The 24,085-nt window shown below is 72.2% G+C and carries 19 protein-coding genes; 7 read left to right on the forward strand and 12 right to left on the reverse strand.

Annotated features, from left to right (window positions below; all coding sequences use genetic code 11):
• Window positions 1–41: 41 nt before the first annotated feature.
• The 3 genes from AB0F52_RS43260 to AB0F52_RS43270 are packed head-to-tail and all read right to left on the reverse strand — an operon-like array spanning window position 42 to window position 3,758.
• Window positions 42–1,244: an ABC transporter substrate-binding protein gene (locus tag AB0F52_RS43260; protein WP_360183803.1), complete on the reverse strand. Its 1,203-nt coding sequence runs from the start codon at window positions 1,242–1,244 to the stop codon at window positions 42–44.
• Window positions 1,245–1,254: 10 nt separating this feature from the next.
• A complete protein-coding gene (locus AB0F52_RS43265; RefSeq protein WP_360183805.1) occupies window positions 1,255–2,328 on the reverse strand; it encodes an ABC transporter ATP-binding protein in 1,074 nt (357 codons plus the stop codon).
• A gap of 8 nt (window positions 2,329–2,336) precedes the next feature.
• Window positions 2,337–3,758, reverse strand: coding sequence for a gamma-aminobutyraldehyde dehydrogenase (locus tag AB0F52_RS43270; RefSeq protein ID WP_360183807.1), 1,422 nt, complete (start codon window positions 3,756–3,758; stop codon window positions 2,337–2,339).
• 110 nt (window positions 3,759–3,868) lie between these two features.
• Between AB0F52_RS43270 and AB0F52_RS43275 the strand changes: the two genes are divergently transcribed.
• Both AB0F52_RS43275 and AB0F52_RS43280 read left to right on the forward strand, forming a co-directional pair.
• Window positions 3,869–4,603, forward strand: a complete 735-nt coding sequence (locus AB0F52_RS43275) for an FCD domain-containing protein (protein WP_360183809.1) — start codon at window positions 3,869–3,871, stop codon at window positions 4,601–4,603.
• 33 nt (window positions 4,604–4,636) lie between these two features.
• Window positions 4,637–5,344, forward strand: a complete 708-nt coding sequence (locus AB0F52_RS43280; protein WP_360183811.1) for a cache domain-containing protein — start codon at window positions 4,637–4,639, stop codon at window positions 5,342–5,344.
• On the opposite strand, the gene AB0F52_RS43285 is transcribed toward AB0F52_RS43280, so the two are convergent.
• Window positions 5,341–5,739 (reverse strand): hypothetical protein, encoded by a 399-nt coding sequence (locus tag AB0F52_RS43285; protein WP_360183813.1) that lies wholly within the window; start codon window positions 5,737–5,739, stop codon window positions 5,341–5,343. The two genes, AB0F52_RS43280 and AB0F52_RS43285, sit on opposite strands and share 4 nt — an antisense overlap.
• A gap of 25 nt (window positions 5,740–5,764) precedes the next feature.
• Window positions 5,765–7,216: a PucR family transcriptional regulator gene (locus AB0F52_RS43290; protein ID WP_360183815.1), complete on the reverse strand. Its 1,452-nt coding sequence runs from the start codon at window positions 7,214–7,216 to the stop codon at window positions 5,765–5,767.
• 101 nt (window positions 7,217–7,317) lie between these two features.
• On the opposite strand from AB0F52_RS43290, the gene gabT reads away from it, so the two are divergent.
• From gabT to AB0F52_RS43310, 4 genes are read left to right on the forward strand one after another with little or no spacing between them, the layout of a single operon-like run.
• On the forward strand, window positions 7,318–8,667 hold the full coding sequence (gabT, locus tag AB0F52_RS43295) for a 4-aminobutyrate--2-oxoglutarate transaminase (RefSeq protein ID WP_360183817.1): 1,350 nt from the start codon (window positions 7,318–7,320) through the stop codon (window positions 8,665–8,667).
• The gene (locus AB0F52_RS43300; protein ID WP_360183819.1) at window positions 8,664–10,091 is read left to right on the forward strand and encodes an aldehyde dehydrogenase family protein; all 1,428 of its coding nucleotides are present in this window, start codon (window positions 8,664–8,666) and stop codon (window positions 10,089–10,091) included. The genes gabT and AB0F52_RS43300 overlap by 4 nt, the downstream gene beginning before the upstream one ends.
• Window positions 10,092–10,096: 5 nt before the next feature.
• A complete protein-coding gene (locus AB0F52_RS43305; protein ID WP_360183821.1) occupies window positions 10,097–10,606 on the forward strand; it encodes a hypothetical protein in 510 nt (169 codons plus the stop codon).
• Between the two features lie 39 nt (window positions 10,607–10,645).
• Window positions 10,646–10,978: a hypothetical protein gene (locus AB0F52_RS43310; protein WP_360183823.1), complete on the forward strand. Its 333-nt coding sequence runs from the start codon at window positions 10,646–10,648 to the stop codon at window positions 10,976–10,978.
• On the opposite strand, the gene AB0F52_RS43315 is transcribed toward AB0F52_RS43310, so the two are convergent.
• Both AB0F52_RS43315 and AB0F52_RS43320 read right to left on the reverse strand, forming a co-directional pair.
• Complete coding sequence (locus AB0F52_RS43315) at window positions 10,911–11,684, reverse strand: helical backbone metal receptor (protein ID WP_360183825.1); 774 nt, start codon at window positions 11,682–11,684, stop codon at window positions 10,911–10,913. The two genes, AB0F52_RS43310 and AB0F52_RS43315, sit on opposite strands and share 68 nt — an antisense overlap.
• Window positions 11,681–13,087, reverse strand: a complete 1,407-nt coding sequence (locus AB0F52_RS43320) for an RNB domain-containing ribonuclease (RefSeq protein WP_360183827.1) — start codon at window positions 13,085–13,087, stop codon at window positions 11,681–11,683. Before AB0F52_RS43320 ends, AB0F52_RS43315 begins: the two co-directional genes overlap by 4 nt.
• Window positions 13,088–13,214: 127 nt before the next feature.
• On the opposite strand from AB0F52_RS43320, the gene AB0F52_RS43325 reads away from it, so the two are divergent.
• Window positions 13,215–14,159, forward strand: a complete 945-nt coding sequence (locus AB0F52_RS43325) for an ATP-binding protein (RefSeq protein ID WP_360183829.1) — start codon at window positions 13,215–13,217, stop codon at window positions 14,157–14,159.
• On the opposite strand, the gene AB0F52_RS43330 is transcribed toward AB0F52_RS43325, so the two are convergent.
• The 5 genes from AB0F52_RS43330 to AB0F52_RS43350 all read right to left on the reverse strand — a co-directional run bounded on the left by AB0F52_RS43330 (window position 14,156) and on the right by AB0F52_RS43350 (window position 24,085).
• Window positions 14,156–14,341, reverse strand: a complete 186-nt coding sequence (locus tag AB0F52_RS43330; RefSeq protein WP_360183831.1) for a hypothetical protein — start codon at window positions 14,339–14,341, stop codon at window positions 14,156–14,158. The genes AB0F52_RS43325 and AB0F52_RS43330 overlap by 4 nt on opposite strands.
• A gap of 3,101 nt (window positions 14,342–17,442) precedes the next feature.
• Window positions 17,443–18,444, reverse strand: a complete 1,002-nt coding sequence (locus tag AB0F52_RS43335; protein WP_360183833.1) for a C40 family peptidase — start codon at window positions 18,442–18,444, stop codon at window positions 17,443–17,445.
• 2 nt (window positions 18,445–18,446) lie between these two features.
• Window positions 18,447–19,049 (reverse strand): hypothetical protein, encoded by a 603-nt coding sequence (locus AB0F52_RS43340; protein WP_360183835.1) that lies wholly within the window; start codon window positions 19,047–19,049, stop codon window positions 18,447–18,449.
• 3 nt (window positions 19,050–19,052) lie between these two features.
• Window positions 19,053–21,137: a magnesium transporter gene (locus AB0F52_RS43345; protein WP_360183837.1), complete on the reverse strand. Its 2,085-nt coding sequence runs from the start codon at window positions 21,135–21,137 to the stop codon at window positions 19,053–19,055.
• Entirely contained in the window at window positions 21,134–24,085 is a 2,952-nt protein-coding gene (locus tag AB0F52_RS43350; protein ID WP_360183839.1) for an ATP-binding protein, read from the reverse strand. The genes AB0F52_RS43345 and AB0F52_RS43350 overlap by 4 nt, the downstream gene beginning before the upstream one ends.

The raw sequence follows: 24,085 nt of genomic DNA on the forward strand, positions 1-24,085 counted from the left end.
GAGTGGGGGGACACAGCCCGCCGCGTCCGGGGTCCGAGGGGTCAGCCCTTGATTTCGGTCCAGGCGCGGGTCCACTCGCCGTAGTCCTTGCACTTCACGTCCGTGCGGCCGTCGAGGCACTGCTGGATCGGCGTGGTCCAGTAGGCGATCTTCGCCGCGTACCCGGCGTCGTTGGCGTGGTAGGTGTCGCAGAGCGTCTTGTCCGTCATCTCCGCGCACGCCTTCGGGTTGGCCGGCGCCTCGCCGAAGTACTCGGCGACCTGGGCGTTGACCTTCGGGCTGACGATGTAGTCGAGCCACTTGTACGCGCACGTCTTGTGCGCCGACTTCGCCGCGACCATCCAGGTGTCCGACCACCCGGTCGCGCCCTCGCTCGGCACGGCGGCTTCGAGCGGCGCACCCTCGCCCTTGGTCAGGTTGACCGTGACCTGCCAGGCGGTCCCGACGACGGCGTCGGCGTTCTTCAAAGCCTGGGACTCCTTGAGGTAGTCCGACCAGTACTCGGACACGAGCGGCCGCTGCTGCTTGAGCAGGTTGACGGCGGCGGTGAACTGCTTGTCGTCGAGGGCGTACGGGTTCTTGATGCCGAGGTCCGGCTGGTGCGCCTGCAGGTACAGCGCGGCGTCGGCGAGGTAGATCGGCGAGTCGTAGGCGATCACCTTGCCCTTGTAGGGCGAGTTCGCGTCGAACACCACCGACCACGACGCCGGCGCCGGCGTCACCTTGTCGGTGCGCCAGGTCAGCAGGTTCGCGCCCCAGCCGTGCGGGACGCCGTAGGAGACGCCGCCGACGCTGTTCCACGGCTTGTTCTTCAGGAACGGCTGGATATCGGCGTAGTTCGGCACGAGCGCGGTGTTCACCGGCTCGGCGTCGCCGGAAGCGACGAGCCGCAGCGATGCGTCCCCGGAGGCGGACACGACGTCGTACTGCCCGGTCTTCATCAGCGTGACGGCCTCGTCGGACGTGCCGAACGGCTTGACGTTCACCTTGCAGCCGGTCTGCTGCTCGAACGGCGTCACCCAGTTCACCTTCGGGTCGTTCGAGCCGTTCTCCGCGTACCCCGGCCAGGCCAGGACGTTCAGCCGGCCCTCCGGCTGCCCGAGCGCCTTCAGCGCTTCCAGCTTCGGCGGCGTGAACCCCTGCGCGCCGGGCGGGGCGGCGGAGTTCGAGCCGGACGTGCCACATGCAGCCAACAGCAGGCTGGCGCCGAGCACCCCGGCGAGCCGCGTCTTCCTGTTCTTCATGACAACCCTTTCACTGACCAGGAACCTGGAAGCTGTGTTCGTTCCGCCAGCTCAGCCGGACGCGGCCGTCGCCGAACCCGGCGGCGCCTTCGGTGTTCTGCCGGACCACCGAGAGCCGGCCCCCGGCGTCGAGCGCGACGGCGTACCGCACGGTCGCCCCGGCGTAGACGACGTCGGTGACCGTGCCGGTGGCGCTGGTGTGCCCGGCCGCGGCGGGTTCGGACAGGTCGCCGTCGATGCGGATCTTCTCCGGCCGGATGCTGAACAGCCCCGGCCGGCCGATGACGCTCTCGGCGCCGCGGCCGCCCAGCAGGTTCGACGTCCCGACGAACCCGGCGACGAACGCGCTCGCGGGCCGTTCGTAGACCTCTTCGGGCGGCCCGACCTGCTCGATCTTGCCGTCGTTGAACACCGCGATCCGGTCGCTCATGGTGAGGGCCTCGTCCTGGTCGTGGGTGACGAAGACGAACGTGATGCCGACGTCCCGCTGGATCTGCTTGAGCTCGAGCTGCATGGCTTGCCGCAGCTTGAGGTCGAGCGCGCCCAGGGGTTCGTCGAGCAGGAGCACCTTGGGCCGGTTGACCAGCGCGCGGGCCAGGGCGACGCGCTGGCGCTGGCCCCCCGAGAGCTGCGCGGGCTTGCGGGAGCCGTACTCCTCCAGCCGCACGGTCTTCAGCGCCTCGAGCGCGCGCTCCCGCCGTTCCCGCTTCGGGACGCGCTTGACGCGCAGGCCGTACTCGACGTTCTGCTGCACGTTCATGTGCGGGAACAGCGCGTAGTCCTGGAACACCGTGTTGACGTCGCGTTCGAACGGCGCGAGCCGGCTGACGTCGTGGCCGTCGAGCTCGATCGTGCCCGCGGTGGGCAGCTCGAACCCGGCGATCATGCGCAGCACCGTCGTCTTGCCGGAGCCGGACGGGCCGAGCATCGAGAAGAACTCGCCCGGCGGGATGTCGAGGTCGACGCCGTCGACCGCGTGGACGTCACCGAAGTGCTTGCGCAGCCCGGAAAGCCGGATGGCCGGGCGCGTGCTTTCGGGTGCCGCGGGCTCTTCGCGGGTCTCGGACGGTGCTTGGTTCGGCATCGCGACCCTCACAGTGCGCTCATCACGTGCTTGACGCGCGTGTAGTCCTCGAGGCCGTAGAGCGAGAGGTCCTTGCCGTAGCCGGACTTCTTGAACCCGCCGTGCGGCATCTCGGCGACCAGCGGGATGTGCGTGTTGATCCAGACGCAGCCGAAGTCGAGCTTCGCGGCGGCGCGCATCGCCCGCTGGTGGTCGCGGGTCCAGACCGAGGACGCCAGGCCGTACTGCACGGCGTTCGCGGCCTTCAGCGCCTCCGCTTCGTCGGAGAAGCGCTGGACGGTGATGACCGGGCCGAAGATCTCGTGCTGGCTGATCTCGTCGTCCTGGCGGACGCCGGAGACCACGGTCGCTTCGTAGAAGTAGCCTTCGCCGCCGACCCGATGTCCTCCACAGTGGACAGTCGCGTGAGCGGGCAGCCGGTCGACGAACCCGGCCACCTTTTCGAGCTGGGCGGCGTTGTTGAGGGGGCCGTAGGCGACGTCTTCGTCGTCCGGCTTGCCCGTCTTGGTCTGCGCGGCCTGCCGGGTGAGCGCGGCGACGAAGGTGTCGTGCACGTCGTCGGCGACCAGTACGCGGGTGGCGGCCGTGCAGTCCTGGCCCGCGTTGAAGTACCCGGCGACGGCGATGGCCTCCGCGGCCGCTTCGAGGTCGGCGTCGCCGAAGACGATGACCGGCGCCTTGCCGCCGAGTTCCAGGTGCACGCGCTTGACGTCGTTCGCGGCGGATTTCGCGACTTCGATGCCGGCCCGGACCGAGCCGGTGATCGACACCATGGCCGGGATGTCGTGCTCGACCAGCGCGCGGCCGGTGTCGCGGTCGCCGCAGAGCACGTTGAACACGCCCGGCGGGAAGAACTCGCCGGCGATCTCGGCGAGCAGCAGCGAGGACGCCGGGGTGGTGTCGGAGGGCTTGAGCACGACCGTGTTGCCGGCGGCGAGGGCGGGTGCGATCTTCCAGATGGCCATCAGCAGCGGGTAGTTCCACGGCGTGACCTGGGCGCAGACGCCGACGGGCTCCCGCCGGACGAACGACGTGTGGCCTTCGAGGTACTCCCCCGCGGCGCGGCCTTCGAGCACGCGCGCGGCCCCGGCGAAGAACCGCACCTGGTCGAGGACCATCGGGATCTCTTCGGCCATCGTCAACGCGATCGGCTTGCCGGTGTTCGCGGACTCGGCGCGGACGATCTCTTCGGCCCGGGCTTCGAGGGCGTCGGCGAGCTTGAGCAGCGCGAGCTGGCGCTGGGCGGGGGTGGTCGTGCGCCAGGTCTCGAACGCGGTCGCGGCGACCTGCAGCGCGTTGTCGACGTCTTCGGGTCCGGCGATCGGGGCGGTGCAGTAGGGGCGCCCGGTGACGGGGTCGGTGATCTCGGCCGTCCGGCCCGACTTGGACTCGACGTACGCGCCGCCGACGTAGTGCTTCAGCTCCTGCACGCTCACTCCTCGGTGCTGACGGGAGCTAAAACATATGAGTTCATATGTAATAGGACAAGGGGATGGGGCAAGATTGGTGCGAACGGGTACTCCGACCGGCGAGGATCACGATGAGCAAGGGCATGTCGCACAGCGCGCGATCGGCCATGTTCGCCCCGCTCGGCCAGGTCGGGCGGGCGGAGGCGGTGGCGGCGCGGCTGGTCGACGCCATCACGCTCGGCCTGCTCGCCGACTCCGAACAGCTGCCCAGCGAAGCCGACCTGGCCGCCCAGTTCGGCGTCTCGACCGTGACGGTCCGGGAAGCGCTCGTGGCCCTGCGCCAGCAGGGGCTGGTCGAGACACGGCGAGGGCGCAGCGGCGGCAGCTTCGTCCGCGCGCCGGCCAACCCGCCGCCGGACGCGTGGCGCTCGCGGTTGCGCGAGGTGTCGCTGTCGGACCTCCGGGACGTCGGTGACCACTACCTCGCGATCGCCGGGGCCGCCGCCAAGCTCGCCGCCGAGCGCAGCTCCCTCGAGGACGTCGCCCGGCTGCGGCTGGCGACCGACGACCTCCGCACGGCCCACGGCATCGACTTCACGCGGGCGGAGCGGCAGTTCCACCTGGAGGTCGCGGCGGCCGCGCAGTCGCCGCGGCTGACGCACGAAGAGGTTCACCTGCAGAGCGAGCTCGGCGGGCTGCTGTGGCTGCCGCTCGGGCCCGCGGCTCCCTCGTGCGAGGAACACGCGGCCATCACCGCGGCGATTTCCTCCGCGGACGGTGACCTGGCCCGCAAGTTGACGGAGGAGCACCTGCTGGCCGCCCTCGACCGGCTCGCGGACGTGCACCTCGCCCTGCTCACCCCGTAAACTTCCGCTACTCCGCGCATCGAGGTGAGCACCGTGAACGACACCCGCACGCTGGCCGGCGACGAGGTCGTCGAGCAGGTTTCCGCGTTGGTGGAAGGGGTTTTCGAGCGGCTCAAGCCCGTGCAGGCGGCCGCCGAGTCGGTACTGGCGGACACGCCGGCCGCCGCCGCGCTGCACCGGATCCGGCCGCAGGTCACGGAGGCGCTGGACGGCCTGATCATCGGCGCGGGCTTCGTCAGCGCACCGCGCGTGCTCGCCGACTCGGAATTCGGCTTCGAGTGGTGGACCGCCGGGTCTCCGCCGGCCCAGCTGTTCATCAGCCTCGACCCGGCGAGTGAGAACTTCCTGGACTACACGCGCCAGTCGTGGTTCACGGTCCCCCGCGACACCGGGCGGCGGCACATCAACGGCCCGTACGTGGACTACCTGTGCACCGACGAGTACACGCTGACGTTCACGATCCCGGTCGTCCGCGGCGGTGCGTTCGCGGGCGTGGTGGGGGCGGACGTCTACGTGCGCGAGTTCGAACGCGCGGTGCGCCCCCGGCTGCGTTCCCTGGGCCGCGGGGCGGCGTTGCTGAACGCGCAGGGCCGGGTGATCGTGTCGAACAGCGTCCGGCAGCCGACGGGGTCGCTGGTGCGCGAAGCCGACGTCCCGGCGTGGTGGTCGGCCGGGGCGGCGCCCGGGCCGGCGCTGCGGCGGTGCGGGGATTCGCCGATCGTCCTGGTGACCGGGGCTTAAGGCCCACCCATCAGCGCGTATCCCACGAAACAGCCCGGACCGGCTCGCACGAGAACGGTGAACGGAGTTCCCGCGGGCACCGGCCGGGTGAGGAACACGGCGTGCGGTGGTCCGAACAACGTGCTCACCTCGTCGACCTGGGTCAGGGACGTTTCGTCGCCGCCGAACCGGGCCGGCGGCACGCAGGGCGGCTGGCCGGCGGCACACCAGGCGGCGCCGGCGCAGGTCGCGTTGCTGTGGTAATCCCGGCCGGCGTGGTGAATGCGGTACGGGAGCCCGCCGGCGCCCGGCAGGGCGTACCCGAAGTGGTTGGCCGTCCACGGCAGGAAGGCGAACCCGCCCGCCGCGAGCAGCACCACGACGACCGCCACCACAGCCGCGCGTTTCCCGGTCACCTACCGAAGACGCCCGTCGGGGTGCTCAGGTTTGCAGCACCACCCAAAGTTCCGCGCGGACGCCCGGTGAGTCCAGATCGCGGCCCAGCAGCTCCTGCGCCTTCGCGATCCGGTTCCGCAGCGTGTGCCGGTGCACCCCCAGCCGCGCGGCCGCCACGTCCCAGTGGCCGTGGTGCTCCAGCCAGCAGCGCAGCGACTCGACGAGGTCGCCGCGGCCCGTTTCGTCGTGGCGGCGCAGCGGGCCCAGCAGGTTCTCGCCGTAGACGCGGGCCACCACGGGGTCGATGAGGGAGAGCAGGCCGCGGGCCGAGTGCTCGGCGGCCGAGACCAGGATCTTGTCCTCGGCCTCCGCCGCCTGGGCCGCCAGCTCCGCCTGTTCGAGCCCGGCGGAGAACTCGCGCGGGGCGACCGGCCCCGCCACCCCGCCGTGCAGGCCGCCCACCCGCAGGGCCGCGTCGGCTACCGGCTCGACGACGCTCGCCGGCCCGAAGGCGACCACCGACGCGCCGGATCGCGCCGCGAACAGCTCTCCCTCGAGTGCCCCGAGCAGCCTGCGCCGGGCCGCGGGCGGTCCGAGGAACACCAGCACCGACCACGGCGGCTCCGGCGGCTTCTCGCCCGTCGCGGTCAGCACACGCAGCGCGAGTTCGGCCTGGCCGCCGGCGAGCAACTCCACCAGCCCGGTCCGCAACGCCTCCCGCGCCGCCGCCTGCGCGCGATCCTGTTCCAGCGCCAGCGAAAGCACCGAGACCGCGGTGTTCACGATGTGCCGCCCCGCGGTGTCGAGCGGCTCCGCGGTCCCGACGGCGAGCACTCGCCGGGCGCCGGTGTCGAGAGTCTGGAGAACGACTTCCCGGCCGTCGAGGGAAACGGCCCGGGTGCCGGTGCGAAGCCGCTCCAGCTCTTCGCGCAGCAGAACGCCGTACGCACGCGCGCTCGCCGGGGTGGCTTCGGTGACAGTCGTGCGGTCGAAGAGGAGCACCCACCCGTCGACCAGCTTCGCCAGCTTGCGCAGCACCCCCGCCGGGCCGCCCTTGCCGGCCGCCGTGCGGGTCAGGTCCTGCTGGGCGCGGCCGATGCGGACCGTCGTCGCGTACTCGTCGGCCGCCACCGCGCGCGAAACCGCGCGGGTGATGGCGATGAACGGCGTCTTCCGCGGCACCTCCAGCACCGGGAGCCCCACCTCGGCCGCCGTCGCCACGAGGGCCCGCGGGACCTCGTCGTGGCTCAGCCCGACGCCGAAGCCGAGGCCGGCGACCCCGGCGTCCACGAGGCGGCGCACGTAGGCCGGTGACGTCTCTTCGTCCAGGGCCAGACCGGTGGTCAGCAGCAGCTCGCCGCCCTCGAGGAAGGCCTGCGGTTCGGTCAGCTCCGTCGGGTGGACCCAGCCGATCGGGCGGTCCAGGACGTCCTCGCCGGTCAGCACCCGCAGCCCGAGCGGGCGCTCGGCGGCCAGCCTGGCCAGAGTGAGTGCCATAACGGCCAATCCTACGCGCCGAATTGGCCAGAACGTCCAGCTGACGGCGCCCGGACCGGCACGCATCCTGAGGACGTCCACCGACTTCCCAGGAGCACGCCGTGACCGCAAGCACCACCGCCGCGCCGCAGGCCCCGGCACCCCGCCAGCGCAGGCTGCAGACCGAAATCCCCGGCCCCCTCTCGCGCGAGCTGCAGCAGCGCCGCGCCGCCGCCGTCGCCGCCGGGGTCAGCTCGGTGCTGCCCGTCTACGTCACCTCCGCCAGCGGCGGCCTGCTCACCGACGCCGACGGCAACGTGCTGATCGACTTCGGCTCCGGCATCGCGGTGACCAACGTCGGGCACTCCGCGCCGGCGGTGGTCGACCGCGTCCGCAAGCAGGCCTGCTGGTTCACCCACACCTGTTTCATGGTCACGCCGTACGAGGGGTACGTCGAAGTCTGCGAAGCGCTGGCCGAGCTGACGCCGGGCGACCACGCGAAGAAGTCGGTGTTGTTCAACTCGGGCGCCGAAGCCGTCGAGAACGCCGTGAAGATCGCGCGGGTGGCGACCGGGCGCCAGGCCGTCGTCGTGTTCGACCACGCCTACCACGGCCGCACCAACCTCACGATGGGCATGACCGCGAAATCCGTGCCCTACAAGCACGGCTTCGGCCCCTTCGCGCCCGAGGTGTACCGCGTGCCGGGCTCGTACCCGTTCCGCGACGGCCTGCCCGGCCCCGAAGCGGCGGCGCTGGCCATCGACCGGATCGAAAAGCAGATCGACCAGGTGGCCGCGGTGGTCCTGGAGCCGATCCAGGGCGAGGGCGGCTTCATCGAGCCCGCGCGCGGCTTCCTGCCCGCGATCGCGGCTTGGTGCCGCGAAAACGGCGTCGTGTACGTCGCCGACGAGGTCCAGACCGGCTTCTGCCGCACCGGTTCCTGGTTCGCCTCCACCGACGAAGACGTGGTACCGGACCTGATCGCGACGGCCAAGGGCATCGCGGGCGGCCTGCCGCTGTCCGCCGTCACCGGCCGCGCCGAGCTGCTCGACGCCGTCCCGCCGGGCGGCCTCGGCGGCACCTACGGCGGCAACCCGATCGCGTGCGCCGCGGCGCTCGGCTCGATCGAGACGATGAAGGCCGAGGACCTCGCCGCGTCGGCCAAGCGCATCGAAGGCCTGGTGCTGCCGCGGCTGCGAGCGCTGGCCGCGGAAACGGGGGTCATCGGCGACGTCCGGGGGCGCGGCGCGATGCTGGCCGCGGAGTTCGTGAAGCCCGGGTCGGCGGAGCCGGACGCCGACCTCACCAAGCGCGTCGCGGCGGCCTGTCACCGCGCCGGGGTCGTCGTGCTGACCTGCGGGACCTACGGCAACGTCGTCCGGCTGCTGCCGCCGCTGTCGCTGGCCGACGACCTGCTCGACGAGGGCCTCTCGGTGCTCGAACACGCGGTCCGGACGGAGGTCCGCGCGTGACGTTCCCGTTCTGGGTCGCCGGGAAGCCGGTGACCGGCGGCGCGATCGCTTCGGTCGAGCATCCTTACGACGGTTCTTCGGCGGGGTCCCACTTCGTTCCTTCTCCGTCGGACGTCGAGGCCGCGGTGCAGGCGGCCCACGACGTCGCCGACGAGTTCGCGACGCTGCCCGCGCACGTCCGCGCCGGGGCGTTGGACCACGTGTCCCGTTCGCTGGGTGAGCGGTCCGAGGAGATCGCTTCGCTCATCACGGCGGAGTCGGGCAAGCCGCTGAAGTGGGCGCGCGGCGAGGTGGGGCGCGCGGTGTCGACGTTCCGCTGGGCGGCGGAGGAGGCCCGCCGCTTCTCGGGCGAGCTGCAGCGGCTCGACACGGACCCGGGCGGCACCGGCCGGCTCGCGCTGGTGCGGCGGGTGCCGCGCGGCCCGGTGCTGGGCATCACGCCGTTCAACTTCCCGCTGAACCTGGTGGCGCACAAGGTGGCCCCGGCGATCGCGGTCGGCGCGCCGATCGTGCTCAAGCCCGCGCCGGCGACCCCGCTGACGGCGTTGCTGCTCGGCGAGATCCTGGCCGGCACGGACCTGCCGGCGGGGTCGTGGTCGATCCTGCCGGTGGACAACGAGACGTCGGCTCGCCTCGTCGAGGACCCGCGGCTGCCGGTGGTGTCGTTCACCGGCTCGGTCCCGGTCGGGTGGGCGATCCGCGACCGCGTCCCGCGCAAGCACGTGGCGCTGGAGCTGGGCGGCAACGGCGCGGTCCTGGTCTGCCCGGACTGGCCGGACCTGGACTTCGCGGCCCAGCGGATCGCGACCTTCGCGATGTACCAGGCCGGGCAGTCGTGCATCTCGGTGCAGCGGGTGTACGCGCACACTTCGGTTTTCGACGCGCTGACCTCGAAGGTGCTTGCCGAGGTCCGGGCGTTGCGCACCGGCGACCCGCGCGCGGAGGGCGTGGACGTCGGCCCGCTGATCAACGTCGACGCCGCTTCCCAGGTTTCGTCGTGGATCGCGTCGGCGGTGTCCGCGGGTGGCCGCATCCTGGCGGGCGGTTCCCGGTCGGGGACGACGGTCGAGCCGACGGTGCTGGCGGACGTCCCGGAGGACGCGGCGGTGCTGGCCGAGGAGGTGTTCGGGCCGGTGGTTTCGCTGGTCCGAGTCGATTCGGTGCCCGAGGGGATCGAGCGCATCAACGCGTCCCGCTTCGGGCTGCAGGCGGGCGTGTTCACCCGCGACCTGCCGACGGCGTTCGAGGTTTCGGCCGCTTTGAAGGTGGGTGGCGTGATCGTCGGTGACGTGCCGAGCTTCCGCGCGGACCAGATGCCCTACGGCGGGGTGAAGGACTCGGGCGTGGGCCGCGAAGGCCCGGCGGCGGCGATGGCGGACTTCACGGAGGAGCGGGTAACGGTCTTGACCGGTCTGACGCTGTAAGCCGTGTGAGACCGCTGATCCTGCTCGACGTGGACGGCCCGCTGAGCCCGTGGGCGGCGCCGCGCCACGCGAAGCCCGCCGGCTACGTCGAGCAGTCGCTGCGGCTCTCCCGCTGGAGCCGCAAGCGGCTGCGGATCTGGCTGAACCCGGCCCACGGCCCCACGCTGCTCGCTCTGGCCGGTTCCGCGAACGCGGAGCTGGCCTGGGCGACCAGCTGGGAGCACCGCGCCAACCGCCAGGTGGGTCCGGTGATCGGGCTGCCTCCCTTGCCGGTGATCGAGTTCCCCGAGCCCCAGCCGGCGTGGAAGTTCGCCCCGGTGGCCCGCTTCGCCGCGGGCCGCCCCCTGGCCTGGTTCGACGACGACTTCGACCTGTTCCCCGAGGCCCGGCAGGCGTTCCTCGGCCGCCGCACCGAGGTGCCGACCGAGCTGATCCCGGTCGACGCGCACACCGGCTTGACGAGCGAGCACTTCGACCGCCTCGAAGCCTGGCTCCGGAAACTCGATCGCCCCTGACCCGGCCCCGGCGTACTTTCGGGGCCGGGAGGAATACACATGACGTTGCCCCGCAAGGGTTCCCGGCTCATCACCGTCGACGGCACGGACTACCGCTGGACGATCCGCCGCAAGCCGACCTACTCGCAGGGGATCGGCGCCACGATGACCTTCGCGGTCGAGCTCGCCGACCGGCCTGGCGCCACCCTGGTCGTCGACACCGGGCGGCCGCGACCGGACAACTGGCTGCACCTGGCGACCGAGCCCGTCCGCCCGGCCGAGGTCGCCGAAGCCGTGCGCGCCGCCCTGGAGGCCGGCTTCGGCTTCACAGCCCGGCCAGTGCCTCCGTCAACGCGGCGTGCGCGTCGACCAGCGACGGCCCGTACCAGGTGAGATACCGGCCCGACACCAGCACGTACGGCGCGTCCGGGAAGTGGTCCGGGCCGTCCTCTTCGGTGAACGCGTACGGCTCGTCCGGCAGCACCAGCAGGTCCGCATCCGCCGCGAAATGCGCCCGCAGCTCCTCCACGTCCGGCCGTGGATAACGCTCCTCCGCGGTCGCGTACACGTTCGCCACACCCACCCGGCGCAGGACGTCGCCCGCGAACGTGTCGCGGCCCAGGACGATCCACGGCTTGCGCCACACCGGGACCACCGCGTGGAACCGCACCGGCCGGACTTCGCGCCAGACCCCTTCCGCGGCGACCAGCCAGTCCGGCTCGTCCAGGTCGTACGCCTGCGTCAAGATCCGGCGCAGCGAACCCAAAGCCGCGGGCACCGAAGCCGCCGCGGCCATCACCCACACCGGGATCCCGTTGGCGCGCAGGCGTTCCACGTCCTCCGGGCGGTTCTCCTCCGCGTTGGCCAGCACCAGGTCCGGCGCCAGGTCGAGCACCCGGTCCAGCTTCGGGTACTTCGACCCGCCGACGCGCGGTACGTCCAAAGTGGAGGGATGCGTGCAGTAGTCCGTCGCGCCGGCGAGGCGGCCGGGCGCGCTGACCTCGACCGCTTCGGTCAGCGACGGCACGAGCGACACCACCCGCGAAGCCGGTCCGGACAGCGGCACCGGCTCACCGAGATCGTCGACGAGGTAGGTCATGCGCGTTCGAACGACACCTTCCGCTTGTCGACGTCGACCGCGGTCAGCCGGACGGCGATCCGCTCGCCCGCGGTCAGCCGCTCCCCCGCGCACTTCGCCATCACCGTCGGGTCCTCGACCAGGATCTCCGCCTTGTTCTCGTCCGCGCGCAGCACCACCGCGCTGAACTCGCCGCCGACGTGCTCGGCCAGCACCCACGCCTCGACCTGGTCGATGCACGCGCGCTCGACCTTCGCGGCGAGGGTGTCCGACGCGCTCATCCGCGCCGGGACGTCGTCGAGCGCCGCGCGCACCCACTCCGGGACCTCGCGGCCGGCCGAGACGGCGAGGCAGATCTCCGTGGCGAACCGGTCGACCAGCCGCCGGATCGGAGCGGTGACGTGCGCGTACGCGCCGCCGATGCCCGCGTGCGTCGTCAGTGCCGGCAGCTCGCCGTCGAACGCCGTGTAGCCGGCGCCGCGCAGCAGCCGGGTCGTGTCGGCGTAGAGCGCCATCGACGCCGGCTGTCCCGGGTCCAGCCGGGACAAGAACTCCGAAACGGTCGCTTCCGGAGCCCACGCGATGCCCAGCGCTTCGGCCGAGCGGCGCAGCCAGTCGACGGCCTCGGGCTCCGGGTCGGGCAGCGTCCGCAGGACGCCGATCCGCGCGTCGAGCATGATCCGCGCCGCGGCCATCCCGGTGAGCAGCGAGATCTCGGCGTTCCAGGCGTCGACGGCGGTGCGCGGGCGGCGGGCGAGCACCCAGCCGCCGTCCGGGTCGCCGGTGATCTCCTGCTCCGGCAGCTGCAGCTCCACCGCGCCGCGCCGGACGGCCAGTTCGCGGCGCCGCCGGCCCAGCTCGGGCAGCGCGGCCACCGACGGGTGGGGGTTCCCGGCTTCGAGCGCGGCCTGCACCGTCTCGTAGTCGAACTGCTCGGTGGACCGGACCAGCGCGCGGCGGACCCGGGTGGCGGTCGGCTCGCCGGCGTCGTCGGTCTCGATGGTCCAGAGCACCGCGGGCCGGACCTCGCCGGGCAACAGGCTCGCCGCGCCTTCGGACAGCACCGGCGGGTGCAGCGGGACGTTCCCGTCGGGCAGGTAGAGCGTCTGCCCGCGCAGGCGCGCCTCGCGGTCGAGCGCGCCGCCGGGCGGGACGAACGCGGCGAGGTCGGCGATGGCGTAGTGCACGCGGAAGCCGTGCGCGGTCTTCTCGACGACCATCGCCTGGTCGAGGTCCTTGGCGCCGGGCGGGTCGATGGTGACCAGCGGCAGGTCCGTCGCGTCCTCCCGGGGACCCGCGCTGGCCAGCGGATCCAGCACCGCCGCCTCCGCCTCGGCCAGTACGTCGGGCCCGAACGACTCCGGCAGCGAAAACTCGGCACGCAGGGGGCCGAAGTCCCCGCCCGCCGAGTGTGTCCTGATCACGAGGGGAGGCACCCCCCAACCCTAACCCGAGCCGGGCCTCCTGATCGCCCGATCGGGCGCGGGCCGGTCGGGTGTACGTTGCCCGGGTAAAAATGAAAACCGTCATCATTACCGGAAGGGCTTTCCCGTGAAGATCGCGTTCGTCGGCAAGGGCGGCAGCGGCAAGACCACGCTGTCGTCGCTGTTCGTGGCGTACCTCGCCGACGCCGGCTTGCCGGTGCTCGCCATCGACGCCGACATCAACCAGCACCTCGCGGTGGCGCTCGGCGCGACCGAGGAGGAAGCGCTCGCCTGGCCGACGCTGGGCGACAACATGGCGCTGATCAAGGACTACCTGCGCGGCGACAACCCGCGCATCCCGGACGCGGCGTCGATGATCAAGACGACCCCTCCGGGCCGCGGGTCGAGGCTGGTCCGGCCGTTCGAGGACAACCCGGTGTTTTCGGCGTGCTTCCGGCAGCTGGGCGGCGTGCGGCTCGGCGTCACCGGCCAGTTCGACGAGGACGACCTCGGCGTCAAGTGCTACCACTCGAAGGTGGGGGCGGCGGAGCTGCTGCTGAACCACCTGGTCGACGTCGACGGCGAATACGTCGTGATGGACATGACGGCGGGCGCGGACGCGTTCGCTTCGGGGCTGTTCACCCGGTTCGACGTGACGTTCCTGGTGTGCGAGCCGACGGTCCGGAGTGTGGGCGTGTACCGCCAGTACGCGGACTACGCCCGCGACTTCGGCGTGCGGCTCGTGGTGGTCGGCAACAAGGTGACGGACGCCGACGACGTCGAGTTCCTGCAGGACCAGGTCGGCGGCGCGCTGCTGGGCTGGATGTCGGCGTCGGGGCACGTGCGGGCGGCGGAGCGCGGCACGGCCCGGCCGATCACCGAGCTCGAGCCGCGCAACCTCTCGACGCTGCGTTCGATGCACGCGACGGTGGACGCGGAGCAGCGCGACTGGGCGCGTTACCAGCGTCAAGCGGTCGAGTTCCACCTGCGAAACGCCCAGGCCTGGGCGGGCGCCGACCTCGTCTCGCAGGTGGACCCGGAGTTCGTCCTCAGCCCGCGGCTGACGGTTTAGTCGTCTTCTTCGGCATCGGCCCGCCGGGTGCGCTCCCGGGCGATTTCGAGGGCGCGCCGGGCGGTGGCCTCGTCCGGGTACGGGCCGAGCAGGTCGATGCTGCGGCTGCGTTCGAGGTGCTCGACCTGGTGGGTGCGGGTGTTGTAGTACCACCCCTGGTCCGGGTTCGGGTCTTTGGACATGGTCCTAGGTTCGCACCCACGGGCCGGGCTGTCAGCGCTTGTACCGGTAGGGGATCTCGGTCGGGTGCCCGGTGGGGCCGAAGTCCTGGGGTTCTTCGGGCTCTTTGGGTTCTTTGGGTTCGGGGAACTCATCGAACCAGCCACGCGCGGTACCCCGGGGCGGGGTTTCGGGCTCTTGGCGCGAGGGCTGCGGAAGCGGAGTGTCCTTACCGGGGAAGACGGGCCGGGCATTCGGCGCGGCAGGGGGAACGGGCGGCATGGTCCCGGGGCCGGGGAAGACGGGCCGAGCCGGGGCGGCGTGCCGGGCGGGGAACGGCTGGGGGGTCGATTCCGGACCCGGGAAGACCGGCTTGGGACGTACTGGTGGGGCGGGGCTCTGGGGTGGGGTGGGGCTCTGGGGTGGGGTGGGGCCGGGTGCTGAGGTGGCGCCGGGTGCTGGGGTGGCGCCGGGTGCGGGGGTGATGCCTTGCGCCGGGTGAGGAATCGGCGTGGTGCCGGGTGCCGGGTTGATGCCTTGCGCGGGGTGGGCAACCGGGGTTGTGCCGGGTGCGGGGGCGCCCTGCGCGGGGTGGGGAACTGGTGTGGTGCCGGGTGCCGGGGTGGCACCTTGCACGGGCTTGGGCTCCGGCGTGGTGCCGGGTGCCGCCGGAGTAGCGGCCGGGCCGGTGCCGTGGCCGGGCGCTGCGGCCGGCACTTGGCCGGTGCCGTATGCGGGACCGGCGCCTTGGACAGGGGCAGCACCCGGCACGGGGCTGGCGCCGTGCGTCGGCGCCGGGCTGGGACCTGGTACCGAGCCGAAACCGGGCGCCGGAACGTCGGCGAGTCCCCAGGGCGGCTTGGGCAGATGCGAGCCGATCATCGGAGGTTGTGTCTCCGGAGAAGCGGGCCGAGGTGCATCGCCCGGGGAGGTCATCGGCTGGGAAGCCACATCGGGCGCGACCTGCGATTCGGCGGGCTGCTGCACTCCCGAGGCGGCCGTCGGCTGGGAAACCGAATTGGGCGCCACCCGCGATTCAGGGGCCGACGGTGCGCTGGCCGAAGCCTCCGCAGGCGGCGAAGCCGCATCGGAAGCCGCCTGCGGTACGGCGGCCGGTTGCGCGCTTCCCGGCGCAGCTGGCTCCGGAACCGCATCGGACGCCGCCTGCGATTCACGGGTTGGGGGCGCGCTGACCGGAGCCGCCGTCGGCTGCGAAACCGCATCGGGCGCTGCCTGCGGCTCAACGGCAGCGGGCGCGCCGGCCGAAGCCTCCGCTGGCTGCGGAACCGCGTCGGAGGGCGCCTCTCGTTCGGCGGCCGGTTGCGCGCCACCGGGCGCAGTTGGCGATGTCGCAGATGGCACTTCCAGCGGCGCGGTGGATGAGCTCGGCTGGGAGTCGGGCGCCACCGGATGGACCGGCTCCTGTTCCACCGGATTGGGCGCGGCCGCCTCGGGAAGGCTTGCCTCGGCCGACGGGGGCTCGGGCGTGGGTGCAGCCGCCTCAGCTGGGGGCTCGCTCAACGGCGCCGCGGGTTCCGCCACCTCCGGGTGAGCTGCGTCCTGCAGCGCCGGTCCGGCGGGTGCCGATACGGTCCCCTCGGCCTCCTGCGGCACGGCAACTTCCGGCTGGTCGAAGTCCGGCGCCGCCTCTGGCTCAGCCTCGGACCGGCTTACATCCCACGGCGCCGAGGCGGATCGGGCGGTCTCCGGTCGATCCGCCTCTTGCGACAACGATTCGGCTGCTGCCGAAGCCGGGACCTCTTGCCGATCCGCAGGTTCACCCGATGCCGAGACTGCAGACTCCGGCTCCACACCGCGCCGCGCCGACTCACTCGATGCCGAAGTAGCGCCCCCTGGCTGGTCAATGTCCCGAGGCACCGACTCGTCCGAGGCCGGGGCAACCTCTTGCCTCACCGCATCTGCCGACGCCGGTTCGCCCGGAGCCGAGGCGGCGACCTCCGGACGATCCGCATCCTGCGGAGTCGGAGCCGGCCCAGCAGCCGGCCGCGGCTCGCGGCTAGGCATCACTCCCGCCGCAGGCTCGCTCATCGAAGCCGCAGCCTGCTCGGGTGCCACCGTCTCGGACGACGACACCCCAGGCTCGGACGCCAAGCTCTCAGGCCGGGTCGCAGGCTCAGCGGGCGCCGGCGCAGCAGCCGGGGCCTCCGGAGCTTCCGGACCAGCAGCCGGCTCCACAGCCGATGACCGCTGCTCCCCTGCCACGCCGCGCTCCTCCTGCACAGGCGCCGCCGCGTGTCGTGGGGATGACTGCGGTGCCTTCACCGGGCCCGGCAGCTCCGACTCGGCCGCCACCGACCACTGAGGCTCCGCCGAAGCCGAAGCCGGCGGCACCGGGTCGTGGCGGCGGCCCGGCTGCGATGCGTCCTCCGGAGCAGAACGTGCCCACACGTGCTGCTCAGGCGCCCCCGGCACCGGCTGCGCAGCCGGCGGATAAGGCACCGTTCGCCACACCGGCGCCGGGCCGATGTTCATCGGTGCCGGCGCCGCCGCCGGGACGTGGCCGGACGGGGAGGCCGCCGGGGGTGCCTGCCGGGGCGCCGGTTTCGGGATCGGGTCCAGGCTCGATACCAGCACCGAGGTGTTCTCGGGATCCTCGACCTTGCGGCCGCTGCGCTCGCGGTAGACCATCTCGCCGTCCGCGTCCATCTCGACCAGGTAGCCCGCCTCCGCGAGTTGCTCCTCGTCGAGGTCCGCCAGCTTCTCGTAGCGCGAGGGCACCACGCGGTAAATGGGCCACGCCAGCCCCGCGTGCTCCGCGTGGAACTGGGCCAGCAGCGCCGCCATCTGGTGCTGCCAAGGCAGCGACATGCCTTCGGCCAGCGAACGAGGCAGCACCACGTACCCCGCGTCCACCCCCGGGTAGCCCTGGCCGAGCTGGTCGGCGAGCGGGGTGCTGGACGCGGGCCGGGCGCTCTGCCGGGGCGGCTGAGGCGCGCCGAACAGCGCCGCCGGGTCCCGGGGCTCGCCCGCTCCGGGCTTGCCCCTCCTGCCGAATTTGCGTCCCACGTGCTCATCCTCTGCCAGTACGCGGCCACCTGCTCGTGGAAGGCGCCGCGACGTCGGGTGAATCGGTGCGATCCTGTCCAGGCCCTCGCGACCCATGCTAAACGCCGGGGCGGACCGCCTGCGGCACGAGTTGGCGCTCGCCGAACGAGAAGTTCCGGGTGTGCACCGGGACGCCGGTCTGCTGCGCTTCGACGACCTTGTCGTTGCCGAGGTACATCATCACGTGGTGAATCGCGGTGGGGTCCGACGGGTCGGTGGAGAGGAACAGCAGGTCACCGGGCTGCGCCTCCCGTACCGGCAGCATCGCGCCCGCGTGGTACTGCTCGCGTGACGTGCGCGGCAGGATGATCCCGGCCGACTCGTAGGCCCGCAGCATCAGCCCCGAACAGTCGTAGGAATTCGGTCCCGTGGCGCCCCACACATACGGCTTCCCCTGCTCGCCCAGCGCGAAACTGATCGCCTTCGCGGCGACCTGGCTGGGCGGCAGCAGCGCCCCCATGCCGGTACCGCAGGCGACGACGTCGACGACCTGGCCCATCGACTCCACCAGCGTCGCCGCCATCGGCTCCCACTTGTGGTAGCGGTCCGGGAAATACGAGCGCTCCACCGCCTGCGCCGCTTCGCCGGGCCGCCGGTTTTCCCAGTCCGGCACCGCGAGCAGCACGTCGTAGAACTTGTTGACCGCGTACGTCGGGTTGGTGATCTCGGCGACCGAGCCCCAGCCCATCGACGGCCGCATCTGGAAGATGCCCTGGGAGTCGGCGTCGCCGTAGGTCAGGTTGCGCAGCCCGGACTCGGTCATCCCGGCCTGGATCGCGACCTGCCACGCGCGCGGCGCCAGCGACCGCTGCTTGCCGATCGAGATGATCACCGCGACGGTGCCGCGCTGCTCGTCGTCCAGTTTCGACGCGTCGACCTTGCCGCGGTCGCCCTGGCCGGGCTGCGTCGGCCCGACCGAAGCGTCGCAGCTCGTCAGGGACACGCCCCGGGCCTGCGCCTGCTGGTTGTCGATGACGACCTTCGCGGCGACCGCGGTCACGACCAGGGCGCCGATCGCGAGGAACACGACCAGCCCCAGCCACAACCCCAGGCGCCGCACGGTCAGCTCGCCTGGTCGTAGTCGGCGACCCGCCAGCCGGCGTTCGTGCTCACCACCGTGATGGCCAGCTTCGGCCCGTCGGTCGTGATGGTGACCTGGACCGACTTGGGGTACGACGTACCGGCAACCGGCTCACCGGTGACCTTCGTCGCCGGGATGTTCGCCGGTTCGACCGTCGACATCACCGGCAGGTACTCCTCGGTGGTGAACGGCTTCAGCTGCGCCAGCCACTGCTCGGAGGTCATCCCGGCCGGGTGGTTGACCCAGGCCGTGGCCCACTGCTTGGCGACGCGGAGCGCGTCGGCGTTCGGCGTCGTCGGCGTCGGGGTGGCCAGCGGCGTGGACAGCCGGGTCGGCAGGTTGGACGTCGGGACCGGCGCCGCGGCGCCCGGGGCGGTCGTCGTCATCGACGTGGTCGTCCCCGGACCCGGCGGCGACGCCTTGGCCTGCGGTTTTCCGACGACCTTCGGCAGCACGACACCGAGCGCGGTGACCAGGATCGCCAGGAAGATCAGCGTCCCCATCAGGTGGCGGGGCGAGCGCAGCGGCCAGCCCCACAGGCGCCGGTAGACCGCGGCGCGGCCGCGGTTGGTGCGGATCGGCATCGGTCACCGCCCCATGACGTGGTCGGTGTCCCGCGGTTCCTCGCGGACCTCGATGCCCCGCGACGGCCGGTACAGCACGAAGACCGGCTTGCCCGCGACGACTTCGGGGTCGACGCGACGCGGCTGGGCGCGCACGCCCGGCACCCGTGGCGCGTCCTGCGCCGGGAAGTCGCTGAAGCCGGATTCGGGCGCGCGCAGGTCGGACGGCACGACGACGGGCTCGGGCTCGTCGCTCCAGCGCCGGTCGGCCACCGGCGAGGTGTCGACGCGCCGGCTCTCCTCCCGCGTCGTCGGACGGCCACCCGCGCCGACGACGACGTACTCGCCGCCGTCGCCGCTGGCCGGGTTGTACTGGCCGAACACCGGGGCGCCGGGGCGGCCGCCCGCGGGCAGCGCGCCCGCGGAGCCGCCGGCTCGGACAGCCCCCGGCCACGCACCGGACCAGGCGGCGGCCGGCCGGGACGCGCCCGAGGAGTTGTCGAGGCGCTGGGCGTTGGCGAAGATCGTGGCTTCCGGCCGGAAGCGGCCACCGCCCGCGGTGGCGCCGAGCGGACCGCGCTGCTCGCCGTCGACGACGTCGTCGGTGTCGCGCACGTTCTGCCAGAACTCGTCCTGCGGGGTCGGCCCGCTGCGGTTGCGCCGGAACCGCGAGAAGATCCCGCCGCCCGGCGACGGCACGGCGGCGCCGACCATGCTGACCGACATCTCGACCATCTGCCACAGGCGGCGCACCGGGCGTCCGACCATGAACAGCAGCACGGTGATGAGCCCGGCGAGCACCATCTGCGTGAGCATGTTCAGCGAGTTGCCGGCGTCGAAGATGGCCTGCAGCAGAAGGGCGTGCACGCCGGCGAGAACCGAGAGCACGACGAGGTTGAAGGCGACCCCGCCGGCGACCTTGAGCGCGCGGCGCAGGATATCCGGGTGCAGGAGGGCGACGAGGCCGATCAGCGGGGCGGTGAGCGCGAAGAGGCGGATGAGGACCTGGGCCAGGAGGACGCTGGCCTTGGCCAGAAGCTGGAAGAGCGAGTAGACGAGAGCTTGGCCGAGGGAGAGGAACCCGGCGCCGGTGCGGCCGCCGGCCTCGCCGGTGAAGTAGCCGGTGGCCGGGCCGAGCTTGGTGGAGATGTCCTTGTAGGCGTTCTTCTTGCCGTCGATGACGGCCTGGTTGCCGTCGTCGCCGTTGCGCAGCTGCGCCCACGTGAAGGCCTGCGCGTCCAGCAACGGACGGCCGAACTGGTCGGCCTGCGGTGCGGTCGGCGAACCGAACTCCCCGCGGATCCAGTTCTTGTAGACGATCTCGTTGTGCAGGCTCGTCGGGAGCACGTGCCGGACGACGCGGTTGTCGGCGTCGTCGACGAACCCGGCCTGGATGTTCGTCGTCGTTTGGACGATCGCTTTGTCGATGGGGTCGAAGTACCGCAGCATCGCCAGCGATGACGCGGCGAGCCAGACGCCCGCCATCGCGTACAGCGCCCGTTTGCTGACCGCGGCCAGGTCGCCGCGCCAGATGTTGCGGAACAACATGATCGACATGACCAGCGCGACCAGCCCGAACAGCTGGGCGTAGATGTTGTTGTAGACCTTCTCCGCACCCGACTTCACCGCGCTGTAGAGCGGGTTGAGCAAGCCGCCCTCGAGCACGGTGTAATGCAGCGAGTTCGTCGCGCCGACGATGTTCTTGCCCAGGTTGAACAGCTGGTTGCCGCCCCAGGTGTCGAGCGTCGAGCCCGGTGGCGTCAGGCTGATGCCGGAGCAGTTCGTCTCGAAGGTGTTCCAGACGAACCCGGCGTAGCTGTAGTCGACGTACGGGCTGCCCGCCTCGCCGTGGCCTTCGGCGGGGTCGATCGCGCCGACCATGCCCGCGCCGGGGCGTTCGGGGTTGGGGGCCTCGCCACAGGCCGCCGCGCTCGCCGCCGGGGCCGTCGCGATGGCCTGCAAGCCCAGAACCACCATGACGGCGAACATCGTCGCCTTGCGCCCCGGCGTGCGCCGCCCCGGCCGCGGACCTTCCTTGATCCGCCGCTTCAGCGAGTGCCACCCCGCGGCCAACGTCAGCAGGACCGCCAGCGTCAGCACGGTGTTCATGCGGCGTCCCGGCCGGTGCCGCCCTTTCCGCCGGTCCGGGCGTGCTGTTGCCCGTTCGACGGCTGGACGCCGCCCTCCACTTCGCCTGTCTCGGACGCCAATGGGTCCGGTGCGCCCAGGAGGTTCTCGTCGGCCAGGCCGACCTCCAGTTCCGCCGCCAGCTCGAAGTCCTGCTCCAGCTCGATGTCGTCCTCCGGCGGGACCGCAACGTACGGCTTCTTCTCGTCCGGTGGCAGCGCCAGCTCGTTGCCCGGACGCCGTGACGGCGCCGCGTCCTTCGAACCCGGGGTCGTGTCCATGACCGCCCGCAGGTGGTCCAGATGCGGGCCGGAGAAGTCGACGCGGATGCGCTCGACGCCGCCGGCGCCGTCGCCGAAGATGAACTGGCGGGGCTCGACGTCCCGCTCCAAGCCGCGCTGCTGGGCGCCGGGACGTCGGCCCAGTGCCGCCACGACCTGCTCGTACCCGACTCCGACGGGCACCTTCAGCAGCCGGAGAGCGTCCGCCTGGGCGTCGTCGTCGTCCAAGCGACCCACGAACACCGAGTCCAGCAGGGTCACGAAACCCTGGATCTTCAAGAAGTCCGCCGGAATCTGGGACGACAGCAGCACCCGGACGTTCCACTTGCGCGAGTCACGCGCGAAGCGGTTCATCAGCACGCGCCCGGTCGGGACCTCGGACAGGAAGAACGCCTCGTCGATCCAGACGCCCTTGCGCATCTCCTTCGGCTTCTCGTACACCGACCGCTGGGTCAGCCACGCCGCCAGGTTCAGCATCTCGACGCCGAGGGATTCCGCGTCCGTCCAGTACTCGCGGGGGACGCCGTCCTTCGGCAGGGTCAGCCCGGCCATCGTCAGGACCGTCAGGCGGTCGTCACGGGTCTCCGAGTACGGGTCCGCGTCCGTCTCCGGGATGAGCAGCGCCATCCGCTCGCGCATCTCGTCGAGGAAGTCCGCGACGACGCCGGCGTGCTCGTGGTGTTCCGAAGAATCCCGGCGCAGGGCATCGATCACCTGGCCCGGATCGGCGTCGAAGCGGCCGCCGACGGCGCGGACCGCGCGCAGCAGCACGATCCGCGTCTGCGCCATCCGCGAGACCTCGTACGGCAGCACACCGCTCAGCACGTCGAGCACCAGACGGCGTCGCGTCGCACCGGCAAGGGCTTTCTCGCGGCGCCAGGAGCGCTCGGGGTCGTCCTCGTCCATGAAGTGCTCGATCAGCGGCTCGGCGACCACCCGGTACGGGTTCAGGATCCCGGGCTGGGCGTTGAGCAGGTTGATCGGGCGCGCGTACGGCCGCAGCTCCGGCAGGTCGCAGAGGCGGGACAACGGACCTGACGGGTCGAGGATCGTCCAGTTGGCCCCGGCGCGCAGCGTCTTGTAGACGATGCCGCCGCCGAGGAACGACTTACCCCCACCCAGGCCCGCCACCATGGCCGTCAGGCCGGAGCCGTCGCGGATCTCCTGGGCCATCCACGGGTCCCAGGCCACCGGGCGCCGGGTCGCCGTGCAGGTCTCGCCGAGCAGGATGCCGCGGCGGTCGCCGACCTCCGCGGTCGCCGTCGGGACCGCCGAGGACGCCCAGACCACCGAACCGCGGCGCATGTACGCGGCCGAGGCCAGCGGCTCGCCCGGGATGAACTCCCGGGCCATCGCGTACTGGGCCTCGGGGTGCTCGATGGCGATCTTCGGCTTGTACAGGTCGAGCAGCTGCTGGGCCAGGCGCAGCGCGTCGCGCTCGGTCGGGCCGGACACCGCCAGCCGCCACCAGGAACGCACTCGGGTGGCCAGCGCGGTGAAGCCCGACGTCATTTCGTCGTCGATCTCCAGCACCCGGCCGGCCTGGCGCGACAGCGACTGCGGGGGTTCGAGCTCGTGCTCGTCGGTGTAGTGCTTGACCTGCGAGCGCACCTTGTTCATCTGGCGCTGCAGCTCGCTGGCGACCTCTTCGGGACGCCGGACGTAGATCCGGGCGGACACCTCGACCGCCGCCGGCAGCCGGTCGGCGTGCTGGATCCACGGGTCGTCGACCTCGGGGATCTGCAGGCCGTGCATCTGCCCGACGGTGAGCACGGCCAGGTGCCGCGAGACGCCGGCGTTGGAGCCGGTGCGGCCGCGGACGGTCACCGTCGGCGCGTACGGGTCGGCGTAGTAGTCGGCGGCGTCGGTGAAGCTGGCCAGGTCCTCGGGCTCCCAGGCGGCGCCCGGCACGGCCGGCATGTTCCGCGGCGCGGGCAGGCCGAGGGAGCACGAGCGGTGCATCAGCCAGGACATCTCCTCGGCGTGCACCGGACGGCCTTCCAGCCCGGCGCTGCCGATGACCTGGTCGAGGTGCTCGACCTCGGAGTCCAGCGCGGTCAGCTCGGCGTCGACGGCCTCGGGCAGGATCTTGCGCAGCACCGGCGCGGCCCGCTCGACCGCGCGGTCGACCATGCGCCGGGTCTGCACCTGGACGCCGATGTAGACCTCTTTTTCGGCCATCGAGCGGCCCATCAGCTGCTGCTGCTCGCCGATCAGGTAGTCGTCGAAGGACAGCGCGCCCGGGACGTCGTGGGGGCGGTTGTGGGCGTTGTAGACGTGCGCCTCGGCCCACATCCGGATCGGGTACGGGCGGTTCGTCACGCGCAGGTGCAGCCAGCGGCCCTGCAGCTCGGCGTACTGGCCGGCGATGGCCGCGATCAGGTCGCGCCGCTGCGAGTCCGAACGGAACGACCAGCGCTGCGGCGCCAGCCGGTACCAGGCGTAGACCTCGACGCCGGTGCGGACCAGGTGCCCGTCGATGCTGCGCACCGCGATCGACGGGGTGTACGCGGGGATCGCCTGCTCACCGGGCAGGCGCGCCTTGTTCCCCGAGCCGTTCCGCGACGCGCGGACCTGCTCGGGCGGTTGCCATCCGCCCGAGTGGGTGTCCCGACCCCGTTTTCCTCGGCTACCGCCGCGACCGAACAA

It is taken from the genome of Amycolatopsis sp. NPDC024027, assembly GCF_040638975.1.
Classification (GTDB): domain Bacteria; phylum Actinomycetota; class Actinomycetes; order Mycobacteriales; family Pseudonocardiaceae; genus Amycolatopsis.